Raw genomic sequence first — 17,383 nt, forward strand, 5'->3', positions numbered from 1 at the left:
TGCGACAGCCCCTTACTTTATGGCTACTGCAATATTTTTAGGAAAATACACCAGGGTTTATGGATACTGGGAAGTTATAACAACTCACTTATGGTACGGTTCACCGTACTGCTCAAATGAGGTTTTTCTGTTCATACAAATAACTGGATAACTTCGGTGCCTGTCACCATACTTTAACATCTTACATGTTTACGTTTAAAGCCTAGTTTTCCTTTATCAACAGCATTTTGAATATATTCTGTTGCAACATTCGTTTGACAGAGGGTTTGGCCCCTAAAAACATCTACCTTTCCAACTTCTTGAGCAATTTTCTTTGCTTCTTCATGAAGCGGCAAATATGAAATGCCAACAGACATAATAAAATTGTTCATAGCATATTTAGTACGGTTTGGCTGGTTGTGTATCGTGTCACGTACCCTATTAAGCATTGCCAAAAGTTTGTCCTTGTCAAAGTCACTATCTTTACGAGTGCCTAATAGCCAATCATAGCAACTCCAGCCAGCCGACATTGTTAATTCTTTTCCGCTATCATGCCAGCTAAATACATGGCGTCATAATTTCCTGTTGCAAAAAGCTGCTCTGCCAAAGGCTGGTTGTATTTTATTTTCTTGAAAATCGGCTTCATAGCGCTTATGGTTACGCCAAAAACAGGCTCTTGAGCACCATTGCTTATGTAAATTTTTTTCGTACGCTCTGTACCAAGGAACTTCAGTTTGTCCATGATTTCGTTTAATTCCATTTGTAATTTCTCCTTAAAACATTATAGTAAAATTCGTAACTTGATAAATCAACGGCATCGCTCCTTATGACTATTATATACTTTTGTAAATTTTCAACTATCGAAAAGCTAAAAGCCAGTGGAAAATAGAATCCTTAATGACTAGTTCTTGAACTTCGATCATGAACATACCTCCTATTTTTTAATCGGGTAGGAGGCTGATCATTAATTGATCAGCCGACCTCCCACAGCACCGTACGTACCGTTCGGTATACGGCGCTTCCAAAGTTTATACATTATTTCGCAGAATAACATTCACTAAAACTAAGGTATCCGATTCGTCTGAAACGCTCATTGGATAGAGCTTTTGTCAGAATAGGGCTATGGGCAACGCGCCAATAGCCTTTTCTTGTGTTTGCCCACATCCATGCTTGTTCCTTGGTAATGCCCGCTTTCTTCAGGTTCTCAAACCTTGTTCGGGTTTTCTTCCATCGCTTCCAAGTTGCCATTCGTATGCGACTTCTCGTCCATTCATCCAGGTCCTTGAGTAGGTTCTTTGCATCGGCAGGTTTGAAGTAATTCGTCCAGCCTCGTACTACTTGATTGAGTTTAGTTCTGCGCTCTTCGATTCCCATCCCATTGCTACGCCCAGTAACTCCTCGGATTTTATCCTTAAGCTTCTGGATGCTTTTTGGGTGGATTCTCAGGCGCCCTTCTCCCCTGTAAATGTAAAAGCTATATCCCAAAAACTTGACATAGTTTACATGAGCGACCTTCGTTTTCTCCCTATTTACCTTCAGAAATAGTTTCCCTTCGATATAAGGGAGAATGTGATCAAGTGTTCGTTTTGCCGCCTTTTTACTTTTGCAGAAGATCATCATATCGTCTGCATAACGTACAAAGTGGTGTTTCCGCTTTCCCAGTTCGTGGTCACATTCGTTAAGCATTATGTTGCCAAGTAATGGGCTCAGGGGGCCTCCTTGTGGTACACCTTCTGGACTTTCTTCAAACATTCCATTGGTCATAACTCCTGCTTTCAGGAATTTGTGAATCAGCGATACGACCCGGCCATCTCTTATCGTCTCCGACAAAATTTGGATAAGCTTACTTTGGTTTACCGTATCGAAATATTGGGCCAAATCCATATCAACTACATATTTGTAACCTACTGTTATATAGGTTTGGCATCTTCTTAATGCCCCATGGGCACTACGATTCGGTCGAAATCCAAAACTATTGTCTGAAAACTGTTTCTCAAAGATGGGACTTAGAACTTGAGTTATCGCTTGTTGAATTAACCTGTCTAAGACGGTGGGTATTCCTAGTTTTCTGGTCTTTCCGTTCTCTTTGGGTATTTCTACCCTCCGTACGGGTTTTGGACGGTATTTACCATCCCGGAGAGATTGCAATAGTTCATCCTTGTGTTCTTTCAAAAAGGGTAGAAGTTCATCTACCTGCATACCATCAATTCCACCTGCGCCCTTGTTTCTTTTAACCTGCCTATAGGCCTGGTTTAGATTTTCAGTGCTAAGGATTTGCTCAAGCAACCCATTCGTCTGCTCATTTGTGTTGGTGTTGTCGGTTTCAGTCATCTTAGGTAGCTCGCACACTTCTGCATACTCTTTCTGTTCCGCAGATACCCTTTGCAGATAGTCTTCAATTCGAAGTTGTCTGTGTTTTAAATTACCACTTTCAGTAACTTTCATTGACCCACACCTCCTTTGGTTCAGCCCTTCCGTCGGTGTCTAGATCACCTCTGTACTATGGCTTCTGCTGACTCCTCACGATAAATCTTGTTTCAACCGGGTTTCTTACTCTGTTTCCACCCGTCCGTGAGGCCTCCCACGGTAAGACGATTCACTTTCATTCCATGTACCCGCAACATTTACGCTGGCGTGTCTGTGTAGCTTTTGGGCTTTAACTTGTCGTGCAGTCTTACCCCACGTTTTGCGCCTGATGCTGTTCGTGTTCCTCGGGTCAGAATTTTGCCGCCGGCTTCCTTCAGATTCCACCTCACGATGGACACCCTTGCCTTAAGCTAATGGTTGGTCGCTACATACCCCCATATCGGACTTTCACCGTCTAGTTAATCGTCATGCGTGGCGCACACGCAAAAAGGCCCTAGTCCTTTTACGACTAGGGCCCTGGGTAAAACCGCAGAGTAAATTTTTATAAAAAACCGCCGTCATTTGTGGTATGGTTCACCTAAGATAATCTTAAATTTTAACACCATCCTGTACTCTTACTTTTCTCAACTTCCCCAAATAGGCATAAATACCCTTTCATCGGGTATCCATATATCCCCGTTATCTTAATAATTGGAACTTCCAATAAACCTAGGTTAAGGCACAAAAAGTAGGATAATTAGAACTTGGCTTCGTTGTCTACAATAATTGTTAATATAAATTCAAAGAAGCTCAGAGGCTGGAAAATTTTATATTTTTACTGGAGCTGTAGTCCCCGCGTCACAAACTTACATATGCCTCCGCCTTAAAACACAGGTTCGAATAGACGCATGTCCAATCAAAGTGGAGTTGAATGGAAAGTTGTATTCTTGTCTCATCTTCGTTGCAATTTTCATATATATATATCTGACACTACTTCTAAAGAGGGGATGAATAATCATGACAGATCACAAGGATGATCATCAGTGTTGGATGAACGCTATTACTACGGGCGTATTTCAGGTACCTGCGAATAACCCTGAAGGTCCAAACGATATCATTAACGTGCTACTTGAAAATCCAAGTTCAAAAACTCTTACCGTATATTGGGTATTTGAGGTTTCAGATATTGCAGATTACGGCATTAATTCACCGGTAGTCGCTAGTGCTCCATTTAAAATCGTAGTTGCCCCGCATAGCACTAAAATTCACGGTTTGAGCGCTCAATCCCCGGGATCACTCGCAGATTCTCTCTACCGCTTTATATTTTGGGGAGACATTGATCTTGAAGAGAAAAAGGATAAACTCAGCATTGAAATACTTGCGGGCACCTCCACTAGCAGTCAACTTACGTCACCGAAATTATCCTCTGGCGGCGCATCCGTACTTTTCAGACATGAGAACTTTGTGGAGACAAAAATTAAAAAGAATGATGACCCCGTACCATTGCAAAGTAATACAAAGTAATACAATAAAGATTCTGGGAGTTTAACGATGGAGGTGTCCCAAAAGGTATTCAAAAATACCTTTTAGGACACCCCGCGCTATTGAACACTTCAACGAAATTATCGTTAGGTATGCCTTTCGAGCTAGTAGCTAAAAATGCAATTACTCAAATACGTTCTTAGCCTTCAAATCTCGGTTTCCAATTATAGACGAAAAATACCCATTCGGTTTGTATTCGCATATTCTAATTATTCTTAATCTTTTACAGTGATTGCCTATTAACTGAATTTCGCAAAATCCATATACCCGTAATAATCAACTTTGTAATTAAATTCCAATTATCCCACTTTGGGTCGCGAATAAAAATAACCGGAAAATAATGGGTTAGATCCATTGCTTGTATAGTCATGTATACGGTCAATGACCCTAAGAAGCGGGCCGTTGGTTTTAAGCTTTCTTATTTGTTTAAAGACAACGATATTCTATATTGGGATCAAGTAAGGGTTTAATTTATGGGAAAGACAATGATATAACAAAAGGAAGGGTTTTCGACCCTTCCTTACATTTAAGCTGCTAATAAACTGTTTTCATTTGCTTATAAAAGGATGTGCCTTGGCATCGGGTTAGTGTCTTTAAGGTTCACTTCTTTGAAATTTGAATTCTTCCTACTTTAATTATAACATACAAAAAATTGTAAATGTAGACTATTTATTCCTATTCGCTACTGCTATAATGCAATAGCACGTTAATGCGATTTGTTGAGGGGTATATAGAATATATGCAAAAGGTACATTATAGGCTAGTACAATACTCCAGTAAATCGTTTAGACTGAAAGATGTCATCAAAATTCAAAAGAAGGAATTGCCAATGGAGGGAAACGTATGAATTCATTTGTGCTTGGCTTTCAGGATATTGACAAAACAAAACTCATGGTTGTTGGGGGTAAAGGCGCGAACCTGGGGGAACTTTCCAAGATTGAAGGAATACGTGTACCGGATGGCTTTTGTATTTCTACTGAGGCCTTTAAAAGAATCATTGGGGAAACATCGATTAACGCGTTACTTGATCAGTTATCGCTTCTAAAGGTGGAAGACCGAGATAAAATCAGTGATCTTAGCGGTGAGATTCGCAGGATCATCGAGGGGATAGCCATCCCTCAAGACATTGTTGAAGAGATCACCCGCCTCCTCTCCAGGCTTGGTGAGAAAAATGCCTATGCAGTACGTTCCAGCGCGACTGCAGAGGATTTACCGACGGCATCCTTCGCTGGCCAGCAGGATACGTACTTGAACATCATCGGCAAAGAGGCAATCTTAAAGCATATCAGCAAGTGCTGGGCGTCTCTCTTTACCGACCGTGCGGTAATCTACCGCATGCAAAACGGATTCGACCACCGCAAAGTCTATCTGTCCGTGGTTATTCAGCGAATGGTTTTTCCACAGGCTTCAGGGATTTTATTTACCGCTGATCCGATTACTTCTAACCGAAAGTTGTTATCAATCAATGCCAGTTTTGGACTTGGGGAAGCACTGGTCTCCGGCTTGGTATCCGCCGATTGTTATAAAGTACGGGAAGAAGAAATCGTCGATATGATGATAGCAACCAAAAAATTGGCTATCTATGGGCTGAAAGAAGGCGGAACAGAGACTCGGCAGATCACTCACGAGCAACAAAAGACTCAAACACTTACCGAACAACAAATTTTACAACTAGCACGTTTAGGAAGACAGATCGAAGCTTATTTTGGCTGCCCACAAGATATCGAATGGTGTTTGGTTGATGATACATTTTATATTGTCCAAAGCCGGCCAATCACTACTTTATACCCCATCCCTGAAGCGAATGATCAAGAAAATCACGTCTATATATCTGTCGGTCATCAACAAATGATGACGGACCCCATGAAACCATTGGGAATATCTTTATGGCAGTTAACGGCTTTACGACCCATGTCTAAAGCTGGTGGAAGACTGTTTGTTGATGTCACACATATGCTGGCTTCACCTGACAGCAGAGAAATTTTATTAAATAACATGGGACAACACGATCCGCTCACAAAAGACGCACTAATGACCATAATAGAGCGAGATTTTATAAAATTGTTACCAAATGATAAAAAAGAAGTTCCCAATAAAAGCAATAAAGGTATGCCGTCTTTGGGTTCTCAAGAACAAATAGAAATCGATCCGACAATCGTTTCTGATTTGATTAAGAGTAGTCAAACATCAATAGAGGAGTTAAAACAAAACATCCAAAGGAAATCAGGAACAGATTTACTTGATTTTATTCTGGAGGATATCCAGGAGTTAAAGAAGATTTTATTTGACCCACAAAGTTCGCGTGTATTTATGGCTGCTATAAATGCTTCATCATGGATCAATGAAAAAATGAACGAGTGGTTAGGTGAAAAAAACGCAGCAGACACCCTTTCTCAATCTGTACCAAACAATATCACTTCGGAAATGGGTCTGGCGCTCTTGGATGTCGCAGATGTGATTCGTCCTTATCCGGAAGTCATTGATTATTTACAGCATGTTGTTAAAGATGAAAACTTTTTGTCTGAACTGGTCAAGTTTCATGGTGGAAAGGAAACACGAGACGCTATCTATGCTTATCTCACCAAATACGGAATGCGATGTGTCGGAGAAATCGATATTACTAAAACTCGGTGGAGCGAAAAGCCAACGACACTTGTCCCCATGATTCTCAGCAACATCAAAAACTTCGAGCCTAACGCTAGCCATCAGAAATTTGAGCAAGGGCGACAGGAAGCTTTGAAAAAAGAACAAGAGTTATTAGAGCGATTGAAAGAGTTACCTGATGGCGAGCAAAAAGCCGAAGAGACAAAACGAATGATCAGCCTAATCAGGAATTTCATCGGCTATCGTGAATATCCGAAATACGGCATGATCAATCGCTACTTCGTATATAAGCAGGCTTTGCTGAAAGAAGCCGAAAAACTCGTACAAGCCAACATTATTGATGAAAGAGAAGATATCTACTATCTCACTTTTGAAGAACTTCGCGAAGCCGTACGCGCAAATACACTGGATTACCGGATCATCAGCAAAGGTCAAGACGAGTACAAATTATATAAAAAACTAACGCCCCCGCGTGTCATTACGTCTGACGGTGAAATCGTTACCTGTGAGTACAAACGCGAAAATCTCCCAGCGGTCGCTATTGTAGGTCTGCCTGTTTCTTCCGGAGTAATAGAGGGACGAGCACGTGTCATCTTAAACATGGAAGATGCTGATCTGGAAGATGGAGATATATTAGTCACCCCCTTTACTGACCCTAGCTGGACACCATTGTTTATATCCATAAAAGGCCTAGTCACTGAAGTTGGCGGACTGATGACCCACGGAGCAGTTATCGCACGTGAATATGGCTTACCAGCAGTTGTCGGAGTGGAAAATGCCACCAAGTCGATCAAAGACGGACAGAGAATCCGGGTAAATGGAACTGAAGGCTATGTAGAAATCCTATAATGGGGAAGATGTTGTAAATATCTCCAAAGAGTGATCTTTTCCCATTTCAAACAGTGTGCTCTCAGTTGAATACTAAACTAGTCCTTGGGAAAAAATAATATTTAGTTCTTTCTTTCCCCTTTTCCTCCAACCGATGATGGTAGGGCTTTCTTGACATATCGTACTACCTCAAGCGTATAATTTTAAATTTTGAGTTCTTTATTTAAAAGTTGTTACACTCCCATAACTTCAAATGATCCGGCGGCCATTTTCGAATGATTGAGATTGAGAAACCAATGCTACAAGGCATCAATACTGGGTACGAGAAGTCTTATCTCATCTTTTTCGAAGTAAGGGATTGCTTTAAACCTCAATTTCGGATTAGGTCTTTTGAAATCGGAACACTAAAACTAACTGAATACTAAGATTTTATCTCTACTCTTATACGCCAAACTTTGAATAAACTTAATTAACTTTTAGGAGGATTTCAGCTATGGATTTTGTATTGCCAGAATTTAATGCGCCGAATTTTGAGTCTCACGCATTTATATCCAGCCCCAACGTACATACAGAAGAAGTTATTAAGAACGGCGTTGCTCCAGAAAACTTTCATGCAACGACAATTTTTCCTGAATACTTTAAAATTAATAATAAATGGACTCTCGCGAATAACAGTCGGATGGACTGCGTAGTCGTTGTTAGTGACGATGGCTTAGAGGTAAAAGAGTTCAGAAAATTAATAGTTGGCGATAGGGTTATTGTGGGAAGAAATGAGGATGCTACTCAAGGAATCTATGTACATACAAATGGTTTTCAAAGTGAAAGACAATCCGATGAAACATTTGTTTTTAGGACAGGGAGATCTAGGGAAACCTCTTTTTCCAGAGATTATGATAGATTATATGAGTTATTAAGATATGAGAAGGACAATGGTTATATAGTATTTGTCTTAGGACCTGCTGTAACTTTTGATCAAGATTCCAAAAAAGCAATAGTTTCCTTGATTCAAAAGGGCTATGTTCATGCAGTTCTTGCCGGTAATGCATTAGCCACACATGATTTAGAGGGCGAATTATTTAAAACTGCTCTTGGTCAGGACATATACACTCAAGTTCCAATTTCAAAAGGTCACTATCATCATATAGACTTAATCAATAAAGCTCGCCAATATCGCTCTTTAGAGGAATTTGTAATTCAGGAGGGTATTTGTGATGGCATCGTTTATGCTTGTCTTAAACATAACGTTCCTCTTATCTTAGCAGGCTCCATAAGGGATGATGGGCCTTTGCCCGGAATAATTCCAAATGCTTATGATGCTCAAGATAAAATGAGAGAATATACCAAGAAATCCACAACCGTCTTGGGGTTGGCAACGCAGCTTCATACAATTGCCGTTGGGAATATGACCCCTTCCTATCAAGTAGTCAATAGCAGTATAAGGCCTGTATTTATATATAGTGTAGACGTATCGGAATTTGTTGTTAATAAATTAAGAGATAGGGGAACGCTAGGCGCAACCTCTATTGTCACTAACATTCAGGATTTTTTAGTAAACTTGAATAGGAATTTACACTAGTCAACAAGACATAAAAAGGCTTCAAGTACAAACTTGGAGCCTTTTCGAGTTTATGCTTTTTTACAAAGCGGGACATATTGAACCTTTATTGTGAACCAAGTATTCTTTTTCCCACCATAGAGCAAATCAGTGAGACAGCTAATTTACCTGTTTGATTCATATGGTCGAGAATAGGGTTCACTTCTACAACTTCTAAAGAAAGTAATTTATTACTTTTAGAGATCATTTCTGCTGCCAGATGAGCTTCCCTATATGTTAGGCCCCCATTTACAGGTGTACCAACACCTGGAGCTTCATTTGGATTCATAACATCTATGTCGAAACTAACATGAAAGCCTTCAGTATCTTTTCCTACAATCTCCAAAGCTCTAACCATAACCTCTTTAATACCATATTCATCAATATCGGCGATTGTAAAAGTTGTGATACCTGATTTTTTAATTAACTTCGCTTCTTCATTATCGATATCTCTTGCACCTACTAATACAACTTTTTCTGGATTGACGTAATTAACATCTGCTGGTTTAAATTCAGCCATCTCTAATGCGCCAACACCTGATGATGAGGCTAGAGACATACCATGCAAATTACCAGACAAGGTAGTTTCTTGGGTATTGAAATCACCATGCGCATCTAACCAAATTACCCCGATATTATTATATACACTCTGTGTGCCCAAGATAGTCCCTACGGCAATACTATGGTCACCACCGAGAACTATAGGTAAATTGCCATCTAAGAGACTTTTTTTTACCATAGCGGCTAAGTTTTTATTAACATGAGTAATCTCTTTGATGTGCTTAAAGCGCTCATCTTCAAATTCTTCATAACTTTCGGGAATAGGCACATCAATATTACCTATATCCTTATAAACAATATTTAAATCCGTTATAGCTTTTTTAAGCCCCCGTATCTAATAGCACTTGGACCCATATCAACGCCTCTTCTATTTGCTCCTAAATCGATTGGAACACCTATGACATCAATATTCACAGTTTTTCTCCTTATATTTTAGTACTTATAGATTATATAATTTGATATAAATTAGATTTTTATCCTACAAATGGTCAACAGTATAAGAATAATACAGCGAATTAATCTATCATTTACCTTTTAAAACGCTCCAGTGCTTAGGGCGAGAGAGTAATGGGGGTAACTTTGTGCTAATATCCCCCTTCGCTACGTTAAGCTGAGCTTGGGGGAGAAAGATACTAGAAACTATGATTGTTAGGAGTATATGGATTAGAAGTTCACTTAATCGGAATTCAATGAACCAAATAAACTTCTTAATTTTAGTTCGTTTTAAGTACCCTTTCCCTTCTTCCCTTCCATTGCGAAACTCCCCAAAGTGTTACGATCCAAACGGATGTAAAAGGCAAAATCACATAGGCTTCAACGAGCCCGATTTCCATGATTAAAGAAGGCCCTCTTTTAAACCCAAAGGTAATTCCCCAAAATAAGGCAGCTACTAAGAGATTACCTTTAACGCCTTTCAACTTTAAGACGGTTTCTAAGCCCCAAGTTGCTGCGAAAAAGAAAGCACTGATTTTAATGATCCAGGACCCAAGCCAAACTCCCATAAATAAGGATTCGATTCCCGAAACCGTTCGGCTTATATCCACCATCTTCCCTAACTCAAGCAACCCGTAAACTAAACGAGTCGTCTCGGTTGGTCCAAAAACAAGAATTTGTATTAAAGCAACCATTGTGTCCAGAAGCCCAACCAAGAAAACAGCTCGCCAAACTCCTGTTTTTAATTGGGCAAGCTCTTGTTTACCTGTGGGTAAAAAAGCAAGAATGCCTGATAAGACGAAGATATATGACATGGAAAATGGCATTACTTTGAGCGCCCCAAAGAAAAGGGGTGTTAATCCCTCACTCAAAATAGGCAAAAGTTCTCCTTGTTCAATTCGCGGTATGGAAAAAACAACATTCAACAACAACGCAATCACTATAATTGGAAAGATTAATTCAGAGAAACGAGCATACACCTCTATTCCAGAGCTTACTACGCAAAAAACTAGCAGGAGGCCACATAAGTAGAACACCCAGAGTGGTACTAAGGGCATAATTGATTGATGAAAGACGTGCCCCAATTGGGCTAATAACAATCCGCCAAAATACCCTGAAATTAAAAAATAAATGCTGCCAATAATTTTTCCTGTCCATTTTCCAAAGAGTGTTTCTGAAATTTGCAATAAATTTTTATGGGGATACTGTGCTAAAAGTGACAGTAACATTAAGCCATAAGGAATTCCCATGGCAAATCCAGGCAAGATGGTCATCCAACCATCTCGCCCACTGGCTCTGGTAACATTCGATGCGATTGGAAGAAACGTTATTCCCATGAGTACTGCTGACCCCAAGGTCATGAATTGATGCGTCGAGATTTTTTCCATCGTTACCCTATCCCTATCCAAACTTATAGGTGTACTTCGACATCTTTATCTCGTTTAATTTCTCCGATAATGAGTCTATTATTCCCAATTCCTCTTATTCTCTTTTCTGCTAGGCATAACCCCCTCTTAATAGCTCCTTTATCCCTGCTAACCATCTACTCCCCAATCATTTCTTGAATCCTTCCTACGACAGTAACTGAAACAACCGCAGTTCCTCCCAGTACAATGCTGCACGATAATAAACTGTCGGTTTACAATGTTGCTGCCATTCATTAAGAAAGAACAAAGAATTAAATCACTCTCAGATAATTTTCCTTGATAAAAAGGAAAGGACTGAATCTGCCCAATAACAAGATTCAGCCCTTATACTCTCTGTCCAAAGTAACTTATTAACAAGCCAATGGCTATAAGTAGCCCAAATAATGTATTCGTTTGTGCCGTCGATTTCATAGCAGGCATCATGGTAATCGGTTCAATTTTCCCCCTAAATCCTTTTGTCGCTCGGATGGCTTTTGGCATACTAAGGAAGGCTAGGAGAACCCAAGGAGTTACGGTTCCGGTTACGACGAGCCCAATTAGCCATAGATAGCTGAAGGCAAACATAATTCCCAGCAGGCCAATGGCCTTTTGCGGACCGAGTACAATCGGAAGAGTCTTGCGGCCATTGGCTTTGTCTCCGTCATGATCACGGAGATTATTCCCCAGATTAATCAATCCTACCAAAATGCCGCTTGGTATGGCAACGAGAATTGCTATATTCGAGATATAACCAGCTTGAATAAAGAAAGCAATCAGAATGATTAAAAAGCCCATGAAAAAACCGGAAAAAAGCTCTCCAAATGGCGTTGATGAAATCGGCAGGGGACCACCCGTATAAAAGTAACCAATGGACATACAAACTAAGCCTACCAAAGAAAGCCACCAGGACGATGACGCACAGATATAGATTCCTAATAAAATGGAGATTCCGTACATACAGAGTGCGAGCTTTATAATCAATTTAGGGGTCATTCCATGACGAACAATCCCACCACCAATTCCAATAGATTCTTCTGTATCCAGGCCACGTTTAAAATCATAGTATTCGTTAAAAAGGTTAGTAGCCGCTTGGATGAGAATACTGGCAGCCATCATGGCGGCAAATAGTAAAAGGTTCATCTTTCCTTCTAAAAGGGCTAAAACAGTTCCCAGAAGAACCGGGACAAAAGCAGCCGTTAATGTATGGGGCCGTATTAATTCCCACCAAACCTTCCAGGCACGCTTATACGAAAGCGATTGTGAATTATATTGTATTTGCACGGTGTTTCTCCTCTGAAAATTGACAATTAAGGAGCAGCTCGTATCCAACGAGCTTAATCTCCCTGTTTCATTATATCATGCAATGACCCACAAATTTCGAATTAGTACTGAGCTTCTGCCTCTTTAATCTGCCGGCAAAGCTCTTCATTGACAGGCAGCGAACGGGTTGCTCGATGCCGATGAGTCATCAATGATTGCCAACTAAATTATCTAAGTACTCTCTTACCTTATCAGGATTTTGGGAAATTCGTTCTGCGCGTTCTTGATCTTTAACGAATTTGTCCATAGCTTTTCTTAAAATCTCATTTTCTCTGGTTTGAGGAATGACGACAACTCCATCAACATCACCGACGATCAGATCCCCTGGGTAAATCGTTGTTCCTCCACAAGAAATAGGAACGTTAAGTTGACCCTGCTCATGTTTGTTGCCTGCTGCTACGGTAGTACCTTTACAAAAGACCGGAAAATCCAATTCTTTGATCCCGATAATATCTCGAATCACTCCATCAACAACTATTCCGCTCAACTCCAATGTTTTAGCCATTCCAACAATGAAATCACCGGCAATCGCCCGATAGGTATCTCCTTTTGCGTCAATGACTAAAATATCCCCCGGCTTCGCTTCCCTGATTGCCCTGAGTACAGCAAGGTTTTCCCCAGCAGGTATTTTCACAGTAAAGGCTCTTCCTGCAATTTTATAACGTTCTTTTAGTGGCTTAATGGAAGCATCCATGTTGTTTAACCCCTTCATGGCGTCAGAGATGCAAGTTGTTGGGAGTTCCATAAATTGACGAATTATCTCGCACATTATAATTCCTCCAAAAATTTTTATTATCGGTACCAGCATATTATGGTCTATTCCTATTTCCTTTAATATCTCTGCCGGATGTTGAATTAAAATAAATCAAACCCCGTAAGATGCAAGAGTTCTCTCAGGGCTTGATTCAGGGCTCAAAAACCAACGGTTTCGATTAAAAAAATCTGCTGATGACGGCTTGAATAAAGTCTTTTATGTCCTTAAGGTTTTCCTGTAAAATCCGATAAATTTCAGAATCATCAACTTCCTGATAAAGGTGCGCAATTCGATTACGGAATTTCACCATTTGCACAAGAGAGAGTTCCTTCTCCTTATCCAAGACCCCATGCTCGATCAAAAGCTTCACTGTTTCCGCTGATGTACCAGGGATTCCCCAGCGTTCTCTTGCCACCACATGGTTCGAAATATCTATCAAGGCTTCAATACAAACTTGAAGGTTATATTTTGCTGAATCAATGGCCTGAAAACTCTTCAAGAAATCCTGACGGTTCATCCGTTTTAGTGTTTCTAAGTTACGTAGCTTGAGATCGATGAAAGAAAGTTTTCGCTGCAAAATATCCTTATCCACCATGACTATATTCCTCCTTAAGGGCTTTCTCGTAATCACGAGTAAATACGGCATATTTAACAGCATAGTCCGGATAAGTCTTTATCACATATTCAATAAAATCGCTATGTTTTATGTAGTCCCCTTCGAAAACAAGTACACCTTCATGAAGTGCGCGGAATTGTAAAGCGATAGGAGCATGATTCAAATTCACTAAATCTATTCTCTCATGCCCAGTATGGAGGCTTAAAGCACCGTCGAGTTCCAATTCTTCAGATAGAGTAACCGGACGAGTAAACACTACTCCCAGGTCGATATCACTGTTTGGGTGTTCAAACTCAGTCCCAAATGACCCAAAAAGATAAATAGCGGCTACCTCATCCCGATTCCGAAAAAATTCTTGCCAAGATTTTAGCTCTGCCATTGGTACTTTTCGCATAGACTTCCCCCCTAAGTCCCATTATATCATGTGAAATCCCCTCAAAAAAGTTCATTTGTAAATATTTCCATATAACCTTTAGAAAATCTTGCAATCGTTGAGCTCAAATCTATTGGGATATTTCTCCTGAGTCAGTCTATAATATAATCACGAGATTGAGAAACTTTAGCCGACTTCTCAAGCAGGTTACCCTCTATAAAACAAAACATAAGCTCAGAATTATTTGATAGGACAGACCATCTTTAACACTGCAGCATTTCTGCAAACTAGTCCAAATAATAACTAAGGAGGTATCTTTCTATGTCACTGCCAATATATTTAAAATCTCTCGAAAACAATGATCCAGACTTCGCGCAAGCCATCGAAAAAGTTTTCACATCCGCTATGACTCCGGGTGCTTTGGATCAAAAAACAAAGCTCTTAATCGCCCTGGCTTTAGATGCTGCTCATGGAGCCGGTCAGGGCGTGGCATCTATTGCCAACCAACTAAGAGCCCAAGGGACTACTGACGCAGAAATTGCCGAGGCTTTACGGATCGCCTATTTTGCTTTTGGCAACTCTATCCTAACGACATCCTCCGCAGCATTTGCCGCCAAAGAAGAATCATAAATCATCAGTTTTGAAACTATATACATTAAGTAGGATTGTGGGAAAACTCAAGCTTTAAAATCTAAGTGTTGCAATAATCCAAAAGCATCCTCCTTTCACTAGCGAAAAGTGAAGTGAGGATGCTTATGTTTTGTTGACAGCCCCTATTGGAAGTCTATTAGACCTTTGCCAATCTAACACCCATGTCAAAGGCTTTCTGGCAATCGATCGGGAATTGCTCAGCTTTCACTTGAGACTTATGTTTTTCGTCGAACATGGATGCTTCATACTTAGAGTAATCGTCAAACTGGTAGGTATCGGCAGAGATCATGAATTCAGAGGTTCCATTGAGTCTTTGCAGCAAATTTTTGTTATTTTGGAATACCGTTTGTTCGTAGTTAACTTGTTTCAAAAACTCCTCCGGGACGTTCATGGTGTAAATAAAACCAGATGATAGCTTGCCTTGGAAAACAGACCGATGACCTTCATTGTAGGATAGATTAGAGAATAGCAAACGTTCTAAAAAGGAACGAACGACTGCGGTAACGTTGCCGAAATAGATAGGGGAGCCCAAGAGCAGGACATCAGATTCCAGAACCTTCTCAAGAACATTGGTCAGGTCATCCCGCATAGCACAGTGTCCGGCATACTTGCTGTTCTTTCTTTTACAAGCGAAGCAGCTAATACAACCTTTAAAATTCAAGTCATACAAATGGATGATTTCTGTCTCCGCTCCCACAGATTCAGCTCCCTCAAGGGCTTTATGCAATAATGTATCCGTATTCCAATTCTTTCTCGGACTTCCATTGACAGCAATTACTTTCATAGCGTGAATCATCTCCCGAAAATTTCTTTAACTTACTAAAATAAATTATACTATGAAGAAACTAATTTACAAGGTTGCACATTCTTAAACGGCCAACGTTAAATTTCATTGCTGGGAGTTATAATATGCTTCTCTCCAGCAACAACAAGAAGGTTTGGTACAGAAATACCCGAATATTTAATTTGCGTTAAGGGATAATTTTAGGTTAGTATGGAGTCTATTAATTATATGATTATTTAGATCTAAGGGAGGTTTGGAATCCTTGAATAATTTACTAGGTTCTATTCAGAAGAAGGTTTTCCTATATGATGGTTCCAAAGGCGTTATGCTCCAAAGGAAAGGTTTAGGCGGACATGAAGCTTCTGAGTCGTGGAATGTATCCCATCCTGAGGAAGTAAAAGATCTCTATAAGGAATATCAGCAAGCCGGTTCCGACATGATCCAAACGAATACGTTCCCTGGCAATAGAGTTACTTTAGAGAAGCATGGCCTAGGGGATAAAACCTATGAACTGATCTTTGAAGGTGTAAAATTAGCAAAAGAAATCGCCGGTGAAAACACCTATGTTGCTGCTTCATTGGGGCCTACCGGTACGCTTATGGAACCTTCCGGAGATTTGAGCTTTGATGATGCCTATAGTATTTTTCAAGAGCCTTTAAAGGCCATCGAAGATGCCGGCGCAGATTTTGTTAACTTTGAAACGTTTATCGATTTAAATGAACTGAGGGCAGCTATCCTTGCCGCTAAAGAAACCACAAATCTTCCAATTATCGCTTCGGCAACCTTCAGTTCCAATAGTCGGACGATCTTTGGTAATTCAGCAGAGGTATGTGCCATCGTCTGCCAATCACTAGGTGCTGTCATCGTAGGGGCTAATTGTTCAGGGGGTCCAGATAGTTTAATTGAACCCATTAAGAAGATGTATTCTGTGACCTCTGTTCCTCTTTGCGTAAAAGCGAATGCCGGGCTGCCTGAACTGGTGAATGGAGAGATCATCTATCAGCAAAAGCCGGAACAGTTTAGTTCGTATACCAAAGAATTCGTAGAAAATGGAGTACGACTTATTGGCGGATGTTGTGGAACCAGCCCAGAGTTTATTCGCGAGCTTAAGAAGGCCCTTGCCGAAGCAGACACTCCGGAGTTAAACTTGAAATCTGTACCAACGATTGCTTCAGCCTTCAATCATCTTGTTCTTTCCCCAGACAAGGAATGCTCGGTCAAAAAACTGTCACAAGACGCAGTGACTCTCTTAGTGAACGGTAATTTCTCCAATTTAATGAGAGAATGTAGATCTGAGCCTTTTGATTACCTTTTATTAGATTTTGGTACTATCGAGGCAACGTTTGATATAAGGGACTTTGCCAGCCAATTCGGCTTATTAATTAAGAAGCCGGTGATGATTAAATCCGAATCCGAAGAAATAGTCTATAAATTCCTGAGATATTATCCCGGAAAGGCCGGAGTGGTTTGGTCAAATAACTCCAAGCTCTCTCTTCCTCAATTAAAACACTATGGTGCTTTACTCGTAACCGAAACCTTGGTGCCTATGGCTGATTCCGATTCAGAATACATTGGCGATCGGGCTTAGAGGCA

Annotated in this window: 17 protein-coding genes; 5 read left to right on the forward strand and 12 right to left on the reverse strand. The window is 40.3% G+C overall.

Annotated features, from left to right (window positions below; translation table 11 throughout):
• Positions 1 to 173 precede the first annotated feature (173 nt).
• The 4 genes from VZF35_RS13365 to VZF35_RS13380 all read right to left on the reverse strand — a co-directional run bounded on the left by VZF35_RS13365 (position 174) and on the right by VZF35_RS13380 (position 2,735).
• On the reverse strand, positions 174 to 509 hold the full coding sequence (locus tag VZF35_RS13365) for a hypothetical protein (RefSeq protein ID WP_407314307.1): 336 nt from the start codon (positions 507 to 509) through the stop codon (positions 174 to 176).
• Between the two features lie 2 nt (positions 510 to 511).
• Positions 512 to 739, reverse strand: a complete 228-nt coding sequence (locus VZF35_RS13370) for a DNA alkylation repair protein (protein WP_407314309.1) — start codon at positions 737 to 739, stop codon at positions 512 to 514.
• A gap of 275 nt (positions 740 to 1,014) precedes the next feature.
• Positions 1,015 to 2,424: a group II intron reverse transcriptase/maturase gene (gene ltrA / locus VZF35_RS13375; protein WP_407305724.1), complete on the reverse strand. Its 1,410-nt coding sequence runs from the start codon at positions 2,422 to 2,424 to the stop codon at positions 1,015 to 1,017.
• A gap of 179 nt (positions 2,425 to 2,603) precedes the next feature.
• On the reverse strand, positions 2,604 to 2,735 hold the full coding sequence (locus tag VZF35_RS13380) for a hypothetical protein (RefSeq protein ID WP_407305726.1): 132 nt from the start codon (positions 2,733 to 2,735) through the stop codon (positions 2,604 to 2,606).
• 607 nt (positions 2,736 to 3,342) lie between these two features.
• Here VZF35_RS13380 and VZF35_RS13385 point away from each other — a divergent pair.
• The 3 genes from VZF35_RS13385 to VZF35_RS13395 all read left to right on the forward strand — a co-directional run bounded on the left by VZF35_RS13385 (position 3,343) and on the right by VZF35_RS13395 (position 8,875).
• Positions 3,343 to 3,849, forward strand: coding sequence for a hypothetical protein (locus VZF35_RS13385; protein ID WP_407314311.1), 507 nt, complete (start codon positions 3,343 to 3,345; stop codon positions 3,847 to 3,849).
• Positions 3,850 to 4,710: 861 nt separating this feature from the next.
• Complete coding sequence (gene ppsA / locus VZF35_RS13390; protein WP_407314313.1) at positions 4,711 to 7,320, forward strand: phosphoenolpyruvate synthase; 2,610 nt, start codon at positions 4,711 to 4,713, stop codon at positions 7,318 to 7,320.
• Positions 7,321 to 7,792: 472 nt separating this feature from the next.
• Positions 7,793 to 8,875: a hypothetical protein gene (locus tag VZF35_RS13395; protein WP_407314315.1), complete on the forward strand. Its 1,083-nt coding sequence runs from the start codon at positions 7,793 to 7,795 to the stop codon at positions 8,873 to 8,875.
• Between the two features lie 85 nt (positions 8,876 to 8,960).
• Here VZF35_RS13395 and rocF read toward each other — a convergent pair whose 3' ends face one another.
• The 7 genes from rocF to mntA form a co-directional block, all read right to left on the reverse strand.
• Positions 8,961 to 9,722: an arginase gene (gene rocF, locus VZF35_RS13400; RefSeq protein ID WP_407314317.1), complete on the reverse strand. Its 762-nt coding sequence runs from the start codon at positions 9,720 to 9,722 to the stop codon at positions 8,961 to 8,963.
• Positions 9,723 to 9,763: 41 nt separating this feature from the next.
• A complete protein-coding gene (locus VZF35_RS13405) occupies positions 9,764 to 9,868 on the reverse strand; it encodes an arginase family protein (protein WP_407314319.1) in 105 nt (34 codons plus the stop codon).
• 299 nt (positions 9,869 to 10,167) lie between these two features.
• Positions 10,168 to 11,274: an endospore germination permease gene (locus VZF35_RS13410; RefSeq protein WP_407314321.1), complete on the reverse strand. Its 1,107-nt coding sequence runs from the start codon at positions 11,272 to 11,274 to the stop codon at positions 10,168 to 10,170.
• A 363-nt stretch (positions 11,275 to 11,637) separates the two neighbouring features.
• A complete protein-coding gene (locus VZF35_RS13415) occupies positions 11,638 to 12,573 on the reverse strand; it encodes a 1,4-dihydroxy-2-naphthoate polyprenyltransferase (protein ID WP_407314323.1) in 936 nt (311 codons plus the stop codon).
• Positions 12,574 to 12,760: 187 nt separating this feature from the next.
• Positions 12,761 to 13,381, reverse strand: coding sequence for an RraA family protein (locus VZF35_RS13420; RefSeq protein WP_407314325.1), 621 nt, complete (start codon positions 13,379 to 13,381; stop codon positions 12,761 to 12,763).
• Positions 13,382 to 13,544: 163 nt separating this feature from the next.
• Positions 13,545 to 13,961: a type VII toxin-antitoxin system HepT family RNase toxin gene (gene hepT / locus VZF35_RS13425; RefSeq protein WP_407314327.1), complete on the reverse strand. Its 417-nt coding sequence runs from the start codon at positions 13,959 to 13,961 to the stop codon at positions 13,545 to 13,547.
• Positions 13,951 to 14,376: a type VII toxin-antitoxin system MntA family adenylyltransferase antitoxin gene (gene mntA, locus VZF35_RS13430; protein WP_407314329.1), complete on the reverse strand. Its 426-nt coding sequence runs from the start codon at positions 14,374 to 14,376 to the stop codon at positions 13,951 to 13,953. The genes hepT and mntA overlap by 11 nt, the downstream gene beginning before the upstream one ends.
• A 300-nt stretch (positions 14,377 to 14,676) precedes the next feature.
• On the opposite strand from mntA, the gene VZF35_RS13435 reads away from it, so the two are divergent.
• Positions 14,677 to 14,985: a carboxymuconolactone decarboxylase family protein gene (locus VZF35_RS13435; RefSeq protein WP_407314330.1), complete on the forward strand. Its 309-nt coding sequence runs from the start codon at positions 14,677 to 14,679 to the stop codon at positions 14,983 to 14,985.
• A 157-nt stretch (positions 14,986 to 15,142) separates the two neighbouring features.
• Here the strand turns inward: VZF35_RS13435 and VZF35_RS13440 are convergent, their stop codons facing one another.
• Entirely contained in the window at positions 15,143 to 15,790 is a 648-nt protein-coding gene (locus VZF35_RS13440) for a flavodoxin family protein (RefSeq protein WP_407314332.1), read from the reverse strand.
• A 262-nt stretch (positions 15,791 to 16,052) separates the two neighbouring features.
• Between VZF35_RS13440 and VZF35_RS13445 the strand changes: the two genes are divergently transcribed.
• Positions 16,053 to 17,378: a homocysteine S-methyltransferase family protein gene (locus tag VZF35_RS13445; RefSeq protein ID WP_407314334.1), complete on the forward strand. Its 1,326-nt coding sequence runs from the start codon at positions 16,053 to 16,055 to the stop codon at positions 17,376 to 17,378.
• The last annotated feature ends 5 nt before the right edge of the window (positions 17,379 to 17,383 follow it).

This window comes from Desulfosporosinus paludis, assembly GCF_045689965.1.
Classification (GTDB): domain Bacteria; phylum Bacillota; class Desulfitobacteriia; order Desulfitobacteriales; family Desulfitobacteriaceae; genus Desulfosporosinus; species Desulfosporosinus paludis.